Consider the following 12,375-nt stretch of genomic DNA (forward strand, 5'->3'; position numbering starts at 1 on the left):
GGGGTCGACAGCGTAGCGGAGGCCCCGCGTGCACTGGGCCTGAGCGGTTGGGACCTCCTGGCAAGCAGCCAAGATCTGGCGCCAGAGACCGCCTGATAGCTGGGGACGTTTAGGCGTACGCAGTTGGGGAGTCAAGGCCGTACGCCGACACCCGTGAGGTTCGGTCTGCTGGGCATGGTGGTCACCGTGCGGAAGCGGAGCTGGTCACTGGGCCGGACCGACGGTGCGAGCGCGGCCAGGTGCACCGCGTTGAGGACAGAGCTCAGGCCGCGTCCCCAGCTGTCGATGCTCGTGGGGCTGATCTGCCAGAGCTCCTCGCGCATCGCCTCCAGCAGTCCGCGCATCACCTCCCCCGCCTGGTGGAGATCCCGGTGTTCAAAGACTCGCAGTGCGATGATCACCGCGACTGCGGCGCTCGCGGCCCGCGGCGGGGCCATGAAGCCGGGCCGCTCCACGGCTCGGGATGCGAGTCGGGAGTCCGGGTCGAGCGTGAAGTGCTCATCGGCGAGATCGGGGGGCAGCAGCTTCGTGATGACGCCAGCGGGGAGGTCCGTCAGCACTCGTCCGCCGAGGGCTCGGATGTCCGCGAGGGCGTCGCATGCCGGCTGTGGGCTGGCGGTGTAGGCACCGAAGGCGGCTGTCCCGGACTCGATAGTCTCCAGCAGCCGGTCCTGGGCCGTCAGCACCGGATGGCCTGCGGGCAGCCGAAGCGTTCTGGTCGCGGTGAGGTCGAAGCCGCAGCCACCGGATATCGCTTTGCCGGGTTGTGAGGGGGGATTGCCGCAGATGCCCAGTTGGGGAATGACCCGGCCGGAACGGGGTCGCTCCCGCTGGACGCGCCCGCAGTTCGGGCAACAGTCCGCGAGCAGGCGGCGGTGGCGGGGGCAGGCGAAGGCCCATCCCAGGCGCCAGGCCAACTGCCAGCGGCCGCCGGATCCGGCCAGGCAGTCCGGGCAGAACCGCGATCCCCGGCCGCGGCCCCAGAGCACCCGGCGGTCGACGTGCCTGCGGGCCAGGTCGATACGAAGGGCGCGTTGGTCGTAGTGGGCCAGCGTCATGGCCGTGATCACGGCCGGTGAGAGTCCGCTCGCGTGCGCGATGGCCGATGTCTCGTGCTCGCGCAGCGCAATCGTCCAGTCCGACGGAACGTCCCTGAGGTGGTTCCCGGATCGGTCTCTCACCGGGAAGCCGAGATGCGACCGTACGTCGCCCAGCGGGGTGTCCAGCCGCTGGGCCAGGGCTTCGAGCCACGAATCGAGGGCTTCGCCGGGCAAGGGGTCGAGCCGGATCGGCAATGTCCTTGGGGCACCGGTCATGCCGATTTCCTTCGTGCGGTCTGCGGCCGGCTGGTCAGTCGCCGCTTCTCCAGGGCGGCTTCGAGTTCCTGGCGGGCCTTCTCGGACGCTTCGTCGTTCTTCACGCCGTCCAGCAGGTCTTGGCTGAGTGTTTCCTCGCCGCTTCGGACCGCCCGTTGGCAGCCGCGGTTGATCAGCGTCATCAGGGAACCGATGTGTCCGGTGCTGCGGGCGAAGAGGTAGTCGGACAGGTCGTCCGCGAGCATGCCCGGGTGCTTGTCGGTCAGGACCACACGTTGTTCGAGGGCCAGCAGCATCTGTCGCCACTCCTGGCGGTTCTTCTCGGTCTCGATCGTGAAGGGCCGCATGCCGAGCCGCGTGGTGCGCCGGCCGGTCTGGGCCATGACCGCGTCGCCCTTGGTGCCGCCCTCGCTGAACAGCCCCTTGTCGGCGAGTCCGACGCCGACCATCAGCAGGGTCACCGGGAACTCGTTGGCGATCCACTTGAGGTGGTTGCTGACCTCGATGCCGTTCGTCTTGCGCCACTTCAGGAAGTGCAGGTCGTCCAGAGCGAGCAGCCGAACCTCGCAGGAAAGCATGCAATCCAGGGCTCGCTGGCCGAGTTGGGCGGTGGTCCCGCGGTGGCGTCCTGGGTGGCCGAAGAACTCCAGCATGGCCCGGTTGAGATCCTTCATCCCGGTATTGCCGGTCAGGCCGACCCGGCAGACCGGCACCCGTTCATTCCCCTGGGCGGTGAACTCTCCTTGCTCGGCTATCTCCCGGCGGTGGAACTCTCGGGCGAATGCCAGCACCGAGGTGGTCTTGCCCAGGCCGGGAAATGCATCGACTGCGACGGCGCCCTTGGCCTTGTCACCGTCCTGCAGGTTGCTGTCGATGATGTCCCACAAGTCGTCGTGGAGCTCTGCCAGTTGCGGTGTCCTGAGTGGCCCGAGGTTGGCGTGCCACTCACGCCTGCTGCGGTTGTAATCGGCTCGTGCCTGCGGGCTCAGGGCCTTGAGTTGGGCGCGTGTCAGTACGTCGGGTTGGGTGCGGCGCGGGCCGTCGGCGAACGCCTTGAAGTCCTCCTTCCGGGACAGCGCCAGGTTCGCCGGGCTGGGCAGGCTGGCCGTGCCGGTCACACGTCCTCCAGGGCGTCCGCGTAGAAGTCGTCCTCGCCAACGAGGTCTTCCAGGTCGGCTTCGTCGTCATCGCCAAGCTCCGTCGGCTCTGGCTGCTCGGCCTCCGCCGTGTCCGGGGCCGGGGCCGCCCCGAGGGCCTTGCGCACGGACGGAAGCGAGATGACCGTCTCGGCCTCGGTCTCCGGCAGCTCGATCGCAGCCTGTTCACGGGAGAGCCGCAGAGCCATGCGTCGTTCGGCCAGCGTCGTTCCCAGCCCGAGGTTCCACCGTTCCAGCAGGTCGGCAACGGCGAGCCGGTCGTCCGGGTAGCGGTACTTCGACACGGCCAGCTTCCGAGCGAAGGCCAGGGCGTCCTCGCTCAGCGGCATGTGCGCCGCTTGTGCATGCTCCCAGAGCAGGGTGTGCCAGCGGCGGCTGTCAGGATCCCGGAAGTAGATCCTGGTGATGTCGTCGGGGTCCACCTGGAACGGCCAGCCGTTCTTGACCGGCCCGTCGTAGGGGCTCTTGAGGTTGCGGTAGGCGTTGAGCGCGGGTCCGTTGTAGCGCCGGCGGTCGATCTCGACGCCGTAGTGCTGGATCGTGCGCCACTTGGTCTGAAGGAACTCGAAGGCGAGGTTCGGATCCCGCGGGGCCTCGATGTAGCCGGCCCTCGCCATGCCGTGCTCGAACATCTTCGCCGGGGACATCCTCATCCCGGGCAGGCCCGGGTCGAGGAGACCGGAGTGAGGTCGGCAGTGATAGACCACCGCGGTCCACTCACGGATGATCGCCTCCAGCTCGTCCAGGAAGAAGAACGCGTCGTCCTCCGGTCTCTCGCCCCGGGAGTGGATATCAGGCCCCTTGTAGCCGGGCAGGGCCTGTAGGAGGTTCTCGCGAATGGTCCGGAAGAACCGCTCGACCGGGCCCTTGTCTCGGCCCGTCCGCAGCCGGGCGGGCTGGATCGAGATCCCCATCCGCCGGCAGACGCTGGTCAGGTGTTCCGAGACGTAGACCTTGCCGTGGTCGACCACGAGCGTCTCCGGAACCAGAACCGGCGAGGCGAGCCCTGGGCCTTCGGCCGCGTCGACATCCACCAGCACCGTCCTGGGGATGCCGTGCTCGGGCCAGACCGCGTGCCTGGGCCAGTCTCGCCCAGCGGGGCGGGGCCGGAAGGACTGGTAGAGCACCGCGCTAACGTCCACCGCCTTCGTCGAGACCGGCGTGAGCCGGATCCCGGTGATGCAGCGTGTGTACCAGTCCATCCCGACCGAGAGCTCGGCCTGCACCCACCGCAACGTCAGCGGGTCGAATGCGAAAACGTCCAACCGGGTGGAGTCCATCAGGAGGTACTCACCTGGTCTGGTCGGCCGCAACTTGCCGTAGGCACCCTCGGACCGATCGGCGATGTCCCGGTTCCGCTTCGTGCTCAACCGGAAGAGCGGATGCCTGCGCTCCAGCTCCGACAACAGCCGAAACGCAACCGCCCGGCTCGGCTGCGGCACCACGTCTGGACCGAAGCGAGCGATCACCCGTGCTCGCGTCCGCTCGATAACCATCGTCCGCGACGGTTTCGACTCGCCGGTGTGCTCGACCATCACCTCCAGCGCGGTCTCCACCCACCGATCATCCGCCTTGGTCCGGCTGACCGGACCGTGTGCACGGGTGGGAGCAAGCCCTGCTTCGCCCTGCCGTTGGAAGTCGGCGACCCAGCGCTCGACTGTCCGGTAGCCCACACCAAGCTCCTGAGCCTTCGCCCGGTAGCGCTGTGCGAGAGCCCTGTCCGGCAAGTACTCGGGGCGCGGCTCCCCCTCGGCCGCAAGTTCACTCGATCCGGACTGATAGCCGGTCAACACCTCCCTGACATGGCGCGCACGATCACGAACCTGCTGCTGCTCAGCTGTGCTCAGCTGACCGAGTACCACCCCGAGAAGCTCCGTGTCCTCATCAGCTGCCGGCCCTAGTTCGTTAGGGATGATCTGCGCGCGTTCCGAGGCAAGCAGCTCCTTCAGCGACAGCCGCCGAAGCCGCTCCCGGGTGTCCTTCAAGACGACCTCATTGCCCGCGGGCGTGCTCACGAACTCGATGACTTCCACGGTCTCGCCGTCGTAGCGGAACCGCGTACCGACTCCGACCCGGACTCCGGCTCCGCTCATGCAGACCTCCGCAGAACCCCGTTAGCTGTCAGTGGTCTTGTCAGATCCGTGCGTAACTGCCCTGTCCACAGGAGGTGAAGGACGCTGGCGCGGACCAATGGCTGCGGGTGCTTCGGAAGGCACCGAATCGCCTCACCGACCGTCGCACCGTCCAGGTCCTGAGCCCGGAGTTCGTCCAGCACGTCGGCGTTGATCAACCAAGACCTGCGGTAGCCAGCCAGAAACCGCAGGTTCTCCAACTCGGTGGCTGGCGGCTCGCTCCACGCTTCGTAGCGCCACCCACGGGATTCAACGACCTCGCGTGTCCAGGCGAACGTGGATGCGACTGTGGGATCAGACATCCGCCGTAGCGGCTTGACGTCCACGACTACCAACCCGTTGACAGTCAACAGCAGATAGTCCGGGATGTGCTTGAGGACCTTCCCGCCAACGTTCGCTTTGAGGAGGAAGGGCTGGGCGACGATGCAGTGCACTGCCCCGTCGAAGTCGGCGTACAACAGCCGTGCCAGCTCCAAGCGCGACTCGTAGATCACGTGATCGCGATTGGTCGACGCCCAGTAGGTCCCCGAATAGTGCTGCTGGCCCTTGTACCAGCGGAACGTACGCCAAGGGCGAGCCGCCCCGAGAGAGTCTCCCGAGACGGCGGCCCAACGTACGTCTTCCTCGGCCCCACCGCCGCCCTGAAAGCTGACCGTCACGGCCGCGAGATCGAGTTGCAGCTGATCCACCATGTGCCCACCCCAACGCCAGAGATCTGACGACCTGATGGCAACACGGTCGGGGCAGGGCACCCTCACATCAGGGAAGAACGACGATCTCACCCTCGAACGAGTGAACTTCGTCGCGCTCCCCTTCCGAATCTCAGCTCAGTGGCGTATCCGCCACCACCCCGCCAAGATCCACGAGATTCCGCCACGAATCGCGAGACCCTACACCTCAGGTCACGTCGCGGGTCATGTCCACGAAGCGGGAGTAGTGGCCCTGGAAGGCGACCGTGATGGTGGCCGTGGGGCCGTTACGGTGCTTGGCGACGATCAGGTCGGCCTCGCCGGCGCGGGGTGACTCCTTCTCGTAGGCGTCCTCGCGGTGGAGCAGGATGACCATGTCGGCGTCCTGCTCGATGGAGCCGGACTCTCGCAGGTCCGAGACCATCGGCTTCTTGTCCGTTCGCTGCTCCGGGCCACGGTTCAGCTGGGACAGCGCGATGACCGGGACCTCCAGCTCCTTGGCGAGGAGCTTGAGGTTACGGGACATGTCCGAGACCTCCTGCTGGCGGCTCTCGGCGCGGCGGGAGCCGCCCGACTGCATCAGCTGCAGGTAGTCGATGACCACGAGTTTGAGGTCGTTGCGCTGCTTGAGGCGACGGCACTTGGCGCGGATCTCCATCATCGACAGGTTCGGGGAGTCGTCGATGTAGAGGGGGGCGTTGGTGACGTCGGGCATCCGGCGGGCGACCCGGGTCCAGTCGTCGTCGGTCATGTTCCCCGAGCGCATGTGGTGCAGGGCGACCCGGGCCTCGGCGGAGAGCAGGCGCATCGCGATCTCGTTGCGCCCCATCTCGAGCGAGAAGATCACGCTCGGCAGGTTGCTGTGGATCGAGCAGGCACGGGCGAAGTCCAGTGCCAGGGTGGAATTGTGAGTCGGGACCATGGCCCGTGTGGCCAAGTACAGGTGCTCAGGGTTGTCCACCTGGACGCAGCGGACCGGGACGCTCTCGACCTCACGGACATCGGTGATGAACCGCTGCCGGAGCTTCGGGGTGCCCGGACGCCGACGCTCCTGGTGCATGCTCCGCTTCCGCTCCAGCCCGAAGACGTCGTCGGTCGGGGTGAAGGTGACGAGGTACGCGACGGACGAGTTCTCGGAACGCCCGGCGACCCTCTTGGTGCTCATACCGCACCGGTAGCCGAGACTCACCACAAGCTCCCGGAAGCCCTCGGCCAGCTGCCTGTTGGTAACCGCGAACTGCACCGATCCCGTGTTCGTGACCGTACCGTCGGTGTCGAGGAGGCCGGCGAGCAGTGCCCTCCGCTGGTCGACCGAAGCACGCAGGTACTCCTGGGGAATGTGCTTGTTCCCCAGGAGGCCCGCCTCCCGCAGCACCACCCTGAGGCTTCCGTGGTTCCTGGAGCAGAGGGCGCAACGCGGCTCGGAGAACGCGGAAGCGCACGTCTTGCCGCAGTCCACGCACCTCGTGGGAGGGACCGGAGCGGAGACCGACCGCGCCCGGCCCCCGCACGACCTCCCGCAGGTCCGCACATGGGCGAGCTTGGCCACGAACGTCTTCCCGCAGACGACGCAGGAGCGCTCGATCCGCTCCGGCTGCCTGACGGCCAACCGCAGGGCGTACGTGATCGACGCACCCACGCGTCGGACCTTGAAGCCCTCGCTCTCGATCCGCCGCACCACCTCGGGGTCCGCAGAGGTGATCCTCGCGGCCTGGCTGTGGCCATCGCCCAGCCAAGCGCCCAGGGTGTAGGGCGGAACGGGCAGGGAGCGGGCCGGAAGACCGAGGGGCGCGGCGTTTCGCACAGAGTGGTTCCTGCGCCGGTCGGCCGTGTCACAGTGCAGCGTCGCGGCGATCTCCTTGGTCGTCCTCACCGCCGCGGAGTTGCGCTGGTTCCCGTCATCGCCGTCCCTGGCCGCGGCATCCCCGGCCGACCTGCGCGAGGCACGGGTCTCGGTGAGCCACTGGTGGTCCGCGTCGGCGATGACGGACGTACCGTCGTCAAACGTGATCTCGAAGCAGGGTCGCTGCGTCATCACGTCCGTGGCCGCCACCACCCGGGTCGGCTTCCCCGACGCGTCGATCAGGTAGTCACCCGGCTGCACCTCACCCATGGTGGTCCACCCGTCAGGGGTGGGGAGCGGAGTGTCCAGGGCCAAGGCCTTACCCATGGCGGGACGGGCCGCGATGACGATCATCTGGCCGGGGTGCAGGCCGTTGGTGAGCTGGTCCAGGTCGGCGAAGCCGGTGGGGACGCCGGACATCTGGCCCTGCCGGGAGCCGATCGCCTCGATCTCGTCGAGGGCGCCCTCCATGATGTCGGCGAGCGGGGCGTAGTCCTCGTTGGTGCGCTGCTCGGTGACGGCGTAGATCTCCGCCTGGGCGGCGTTGACGATCTCGTCCACATCGCCCTCGGCGGCGTAACCCATACCGGCGATCCGGGTACCGGCCTCGACCAGGCGGCGCAGCACGGCGCGCTCGTGGACGATCTCCGCGTAGTACTCGGCGTTGGCCGCCGTCGGGACGGAGTTGACCAGGGTGTGCAGATAGGAGGCGCCGCCGACCCGGGCGAGTTCACCGCGCTTGGTGAGCTCGCCGGCGACGGTGATCGGGTCGGCCGGCTCGCCCCTGGCGTAGAGGTCGAGGATGGCGCCGTGGATCAGCTCATGGGCCGGGCGATAGTAGTCGGCGGGCTTGAGCACCTCGACGACGTCCGCGATGGCGTCCTTGGAGAGCAGCATGCCGCCGAGGACGGACTGCTCGGCGGCCAGGTCCTGCGGGGGTACCCGTTCGAAGCCGTCCGCTGCCGGGCGGCCCTCGTCCCGGGCGTCGTCGCGCTTCTTCCGGTCGAAGCCGCCCTTGCGGTCGCCGTCCTTCTGCCCGCCGCCCTTCTGGAAGCCGCCCTTGCCGTCGCCGTCGGACCGGCGGCGGCCGGCCGGCAGACGGTCGCCGGGGCCGTCGGGGAAGGGGTCGTCGGGGAAGGCGTCCAGGAACGGCCCGGGGGGGAAGGCGTCATCGGACGGCTGCCAGTCATCCTCCGGCGGGGGAGGGACGTCGTGGTCGTCGTACTGGGGGCCGGTCACGCTTGTTCCCCGATCAGCGAGTGGTGGTGCGAGTGGAGCTGGCCTTGCCGTTGGCGCATCACCTTTCATACGCCAACACGCCGGGGAATCCGGCGCCGGGCAGGAGATGTCGCACGGGTGGCGCGGCGGTCAGACGTCCACGCTACGGGGACGGGCGGCGATCGGCCAAGATGGTTATCCACAGGCTGTGTGGATGAACAGCCCACACCTGTGGAGAACCCCCGGAAACCTGTGTACAAGTCTGTGGACAGCACTGTGGATAACCACACAATCCGGCTGGCGTCAACGCGCTGACCTGCGATAACTCTTTCCACGGCCTGTGTATGAGAAATTCTTCACACGACCCGGACCGCACCCTGCGGGCCCGCTCAGCCACGACCTCGATCAAGATTTCGAGTAATAGACACTCCTTGATCTTGCCACTTACCTGTGGATGAGTACCCTTGTCCCCATGACAACCGCCCCCACCCGCCGTCGGCACGACCGGGAGATCCTGGCCCTGGCTGTCCCGGCGTTCGGGGCACTGGTCGCCGAGCCGCTCTTCCTGATGGCCGACTCCGCGATCATCGGTCACCTCGGCACCGCCCAGCTCGCCGGCCTGGGCATCGCCTCGGCCGTGCTCACCACCGCCGCCGCCACCTTCGTCTTCCTCGCCTACGCCACCACCGCGGCGGTCTCCCGCCGGATAGGCGCCGGCGACCGCCGGGCCGCCGTCCAGCAGGGCATCGACGGGATCTGGCTCGCCCTGCTGCTCTCCGCCGGTGTGGCCGCCCTGATGCTGCTGCTGGCCCCCTGGGCCGCCCGGGCCCTGGGGGCCTCCCCCACCGCCCTCCCGTACGCCGTCGGCTACCTGCGGATCAGCGCCCTCGGGATACCGGCGATGCTGCTGGTCCTGGCCGCCACCGGCGTGCTCCGCGGCTTCCAGGACACCCGCACCCCGCTGCTGGTGGCGATCGGCGGCTTCACCCTCAACCTGCTGCTCAACCTCGGCCTGGTCTACGGCGCCGGGCTCGGCGTGGCCGGCTCGGCCTGGGGCACCGTACTGGCGCAGACCGCGATGGCCGCCGCGTACCTGGCGGTGGTGGTCCGCGGGGCACGCCGCGAGGGCGCGCGGCTCGCGCCCGACCCCGCCGGTATCCGGGCCTGCGCCAGGGCCGGCGGCCCGCTGGTGGTCCGGACCATGAGCCTGCGCGGCATCCTGCTGGTCGCCACCGCGGTGGCCGCCCGGCTGGGCGACACCGCGGTCGCCGCCCACCAGATCGCCATGACGCTCTGGGGGTTCCTCGCCTTCGCCCTGGACGCCATCGCCATCGCCGGCCAGGCGATCATCGGCCGCTACCTGGGTGCCGGGGACATCCCCGGCACCAGGGCGGCCACCCGCCGGATGGTCGAGTGGGGCCTCGGCGCGGGGCTGCTGCTCGGCCTGCTGCTGGTGCTGGCCCGGCCGCTGTACGTCCCGCTGTTCACCCCGGATCCGCAGGTCCGGCAGCAGCTCTCCGACATCCTGCTGCTGGCCGCCCTGGCCCAGCCGGTGGGCGGAGTGGTCTTCGTCCTGGACGGTGTGCTGATGGGCGCCGGGGACGGCCCCTACCTGGCCTGGGCGATGCTCGCCACCCTCGCGGTCTTCGCCCCGGTGGCCTGGGCGGTGCCCGCGCTGGGCGGCGGCCTGATGGCCCTCTGGTGGGCCTGGAACCTCTTCATGCTGGTCCGGGCGGCCTTCCTCGCCGTCCGGGCACGCAGCGGCCACTGGCTCGTTCCAGGCGCGGTGCGCGCCTAGCGCGGCGCGGCGCCCCTGCGGGCCGGGGGCTCCCGGGGCAGGTGTGTGCACCCCGAGCGCGCCCGAAGGCCCGTGAACCCGGGAACAACGGCCGAGGGCCGGTCCCCTCCCTGAGGAGGAGACCGGCCCTCGGTTCACAGTCAGCCCCGAAGGACTACCGCTGCTTCGTTCAGGCGACGACGACGTCGATGTTGGCCTGGACGTCGGCGTGCAGCTTGACCGAGACCTTGTGGGTGCCCACGGTCTTGATCGGCGAGGCGATCGCGACAGCGCGCTTGTCCACGACCGGGCCGTCGGCCTTCTTGATGGCCTCGACCACGTCGGCCTGGGTCACCGAGCCGAACAGGCGGCCGGCGTCGCCGGAGCGAACGGCCAGCTTGACCTGCAGAGCCTCCAGCTTGGCCTTGACCTCGTTGGCGGCCTCGAGGGTCTGGATCTCGTGGATCTTCCGGGCGCGACGGATGGCGTCGACGTCCTTCTGACCGCCCTTGGTCCAGCGGATGGCGTAGCCGCGCGGGACCAGGTAGTTGCGGGCGTAGCCGTCCTTGACCTCGACGACCTCGCCGGCGCTGCCGAGACCGGGGACCTCGTGAGTGAGGATGATCTTCATTCTTCGGTCACCCTCTCTTAGCGCGTGGTGGAGGTGTAGGGCAGCAGCGCCATCTCACGGCTGTTCTTCACGGCCGTGGCGACGTCACGCTGGTGCTGGGTGCAGTTGCCGGTGACCCGGCGGGCACGGATCTTGCCGCGGTCGGAGATGAACTTCCGCAGCAGGTTCGTGTCCTTGTAGTCAACGTAGTTGACCTTGTCCTTGCAGAAGACGCAAACCTTCTTCTTCGGCTTGCGAGCAGGCGGCTTCGCCATCATGTGCTCCATTTGGGTTGACGCTCCGCGGGTGCCAGGCACCCGTGGACCGCACGAAATCTCTCAGCATGCCGGGGCCCGCTCAGCGAACGGGCCCGGCGCGCACCGCTTAGAACGGAGGCTCTTCCGAGTAGCCGCCACCGGACGGGGCACCCCAGCCGCCGCCCTGGCTGCCACCGGAGGGAGCGCTGGACGCCCACGGGTCGTCGGACGGAGCGGACTGCCCACCGGGCTGTCCACCCCAACCGCCACCCTGCTGGCCGCCGTAGCCGCCCCCACCCTGCTGTCCGCCGAAGCCGCCCTGGCCGCCGGGACCGCCGGAGCGGTTGGCCCGGGTGACCTTGGCGGTCGCCGAACGCAGGCTCGGGCCGACCTCGTCGACCTCGACCTCGAAAACCGTCCGCTTCTCGCCTTCCTTGGTCTCGTAAGACCGCTGGCGCAGTCGGCCCTGCACGATCACGCGCATGCCGCGCTGCAGCGACTCGGCCACGTTCTCCGCCGGCTGACGCCAGACGTTGCACGTGAGGAAGAGGCTCTCGCCGTCCTTCCACTCGTTGGTCTGGCGGTCGAAGGTGCGCGGGGTGGACGCGATACGGAACTTCGCGACCGCCGCACCCGACGGGGTGAAGCGCAGCTCGGGGTCGTCGACGAGATTGCCGACGAGGGTGATGACGGTCTCGCCTGCCATGGTGGTGATGACCTCTCGGAAAGGAGTTCTGCGGTGCTTGCCGCACCTGTTTCACGTGAAACGGTCACGTGGCACGGGCGGCGCGAGTCACCAGACGCCCGAAGGCGTCAGGTAATGGACTCAGTGGGTGTCCGGGCGCAGGACCTTGGTCCGCAGAACCGACTCGCTCAGGCCAAGCTGGCGGTCGAGCTCCTTGACGACCTCAGGCGTGGCCTTCAGGTCGATGACCGAGTAGATGCCCTCGGACTGCTTGTTGATCTCGTAAGCAAGACGGCGACGACCCCAGGTGTCGATCTTCTCCACCTTGCCGCCACCCTGGCGGACAACGTTGAGGAAGCTCTCGATCAGGGGGGAGACAGCGCGCTCCTCGACCGAGGGGTCGAGGATGACCATCACCTCGTAGTGACGCATGAGTAACCCACCTCCTTTGGACTCAGCGGCCACGGTCTCTCCGTGGCAGGAGGGTTGTGCAGCGTCGCACCGGTGCGACGACCTACCGGCAACCGTAGTCGCCGGGACCGACATTCGACGGCCCCTTGCCCGTGAGAGGGCATACGGGGGCACAACTACACCAGTGCAGATCGCACAGCCTACCCGCACCCGTACGGCCGAACAAAATGCATACCGGTTGTGATCCGGGGCGTACCAGCGGGAACCTGTACAGAACGAC

Annotated in this window: 10 protein-coding genes; 1 reads left to right on the top strand and 9 read right to left on the bottom strand. The window is 68.5% G+C overall.

Annotation, left to right across the window (positions count from 1 at the left end; all coding sequences use genetic code 11):
- Positions 1-131: 131 nt before the first annotated feature.
- The 5 genes from ACSMTC_RS19110 to dnaB all read right to left on the bottom strand — a co-directional run bounded on the left by ACSMTC_RS19110 (position 132) and on the right by dnaB (position 8,283).
- A complete protein-coding gene (locus tag ACSMTC_RS19110) occupies positions 132-1,316 on the bottom strand; it encodes a TniQ family protein (protein WP_436560909.1) in 1,185 nt (394 codons plus the stop codon).
- The gene (locus ACSMTC_RS19115; protein ID WP_436560910.1) at positions 1,313-2,434 is read right to left on the bottom strand and encodes an AAA family ATPase; all 1,122 of its coding nucleotides are present in this window, start codon (positions 2,432-2,434) and stop codon (positions 1,313-1,315) included. The genes ACSMTC_RS19110 and ACSMTC_RS19115 overlap by 4 nt, the downstream gene beginning before the upstream one ends.
- Entirely contained in the window at positions 2,431-4,566 is a 2,136-nt protein-coding gene (locus tag ACSMTC_RS19120) for a Mu transposase C-terminal domain-containing protein (protein WP_436560911.1), read from the bottom strand. The genes ACSMTC_RS19115 and ACSMTC_RS19120 overlap by 4 nt, the downstream gene beginning before the upstream one ends.
- A complete protein-coding gene (locus tag ACSMTC_RS19125) occupies positions 4,563-5,297 on the bottom strand; it encodes a TnsA-like heteromeric transposase endonuclease subunit (protein WP_436560912.1) in 735 nt (244 codons plus the stop codon). The genes ACSMTC_RS19120 and ACSMTC_RS19125 overlap by 4 nt, the downstream gene beginning before the upstream one ends.
- 205 nt (positions 5,298-5,502) lie before the next feature.
- Complete coding sequence (dnaB, locus tag ACSMTC_RS19130) at positions 5,503-8,283, bottom strand: replicative DNA helicase (RefSeq protein WP_436564734.1); 2,781 nt, start codon at positions 8,281-8,283, stop codon at positions 5,503-5,505.
- 544 nt (positions 8,284-8,827) lie between these two features.
- Here dnaB and ACSMTC_RS19135 point away from each other — a divergent pair.
- On the top strand, positions 8,828-10,153 hold the full coding sequence (locus tag ACSMTC_RS19135) for an MATE family efflux transporter (RefSeq protein WP_436560913.1): 1,326 nt from the start codon (positions 8,828-8,830) through the stop codon (positions 10,151-10,153).
- A 169-nt stretch (positions 10,154-10,322) separates the two neighbouring features.
- Here the strand turns inward: ACSMTC_RS19135 and rplI are convergent, their stop codons facing one another.
- The 4 genes from rplI to rpsF form a co-directional block, all read right to left on the bottom strand.
- Complete coding sequence (gene rplI / locus ACSMTC_RS19140; RefSeq protein WP_436560914.1) at positions 10,323-10,763, bottom strand: 50S ribosomal protein L9; 441 nt, start codon at positions 10,761-10,763, stop codon at positions 10,323-10,325.
- Positions 10,764-10,780: 17 nt separating this feature from the next.
- Positions 10,781-11,017: a 30S ribosomal protein S18 gene (gene rpsR / locus ACSMTC_RS19145; RefSeq protein WP_030270170.1), complete on the bottom strand. Its 237-nt coding sequence runs from the start codon at positions 11,015-11,017 to the stop codon at positions 10,781-10,783.
- Between the two features lie 109 nt (positions 11,018-11,126).
- Positions 11,127-11,705, bottom strand: coding sequence for a single-stranded DNA-binding protein (locus ACSMTC_RS19150; protein ID WP_436560915.1), 579 nt, complete (start codon positions 11,703-11,705; stop codon positions 11,127-11,129).
- A 120-nt stretch (positions 11,706-11,825) separates the two neighbouring features.
- Positions 11,826-12,116 carry a 30S ribosomal protein S6 gene (rpsF, locus tag ACSMTC_RS19155; RefSeq protein WP_344639030.1) on the bottom strand — a complete coding sequence of 97 codons (291 nt, stop codon included), beginning with the start codon at positions 12,114-12,116 and terminating at the stop codon, positions 11,826-11,828.
- Between the last annotated feature and the right edge of the window lie 259 nt (positions 12,117-12,375).

The organism is Kitasatospora sp. HPM-01-4, assembly GCF_051374625.1.
GTDB lineage: Bacteria > Actinomycetota > Actinomycetes > Streptomycetales > Streptomycetaceae > Kitasatospora.

Bases quoted from the DNA above. Each gene is read 5' to 3' on its own strand.
- ACSMTC_RS19110 (WP_436560909.1), bottom strand. From the start codon at position 1,316: ATGACCGGTGCCCCAAGGACATTGCCGATCCGGCTCGACCCCTTGCCC.
- ACSMTC_RS19150 (WP_436560915.1), bottom strand. From the start codon at position 11,705: ATGGCAGGCGAGACCGTCATCACCCTCGTCGGCAATCTCGTCGACGAC.
- rplI (WP_436560914.1), bottom strand. From the start codon at position 10,763: ATGAAGATCATCCTCACTCACGAGGTCCCCGGTCTCGGCAGCGCCGGC.
- rpsF (WP_344639030.1), bottom strand. From the start codon at position 12,116: ATGCGTCACTACGAGGTGATGGTCATCCTCGACCCCTCGGTCGAGGAG.
- ACSMTC_RS19120 (WP_436560911.1), bottom strand. From the start codon at position 4,566: ATGAGCGGAGCCGGAGTCCGGGTCGGAGTCGGTACGCGGTTCCGCTAC.
- rpsR (WP_030270170.1), bottom strand. From the start codon at position 11,017: ATGGCGAAGCCGCCTGCTCGCAAGCCGAAGAAGAAGGTTTGCGTCTTC.
- ACSMTC_RS19135 (WP_436560913.1), top strand. From the start codon at position 8,828: ATGACAACCGCCCCCACCCGCCGTCGGCACGACCGGGAGATCCTGGCC.
- ACSMTC_RS19125 (WP_436560912.1), bottom strand. From the start codon at position 5,297: ATGGTGGATCAGCTGCAACTCGATCTCGCGGCCGTGACGGTCAGCTTT.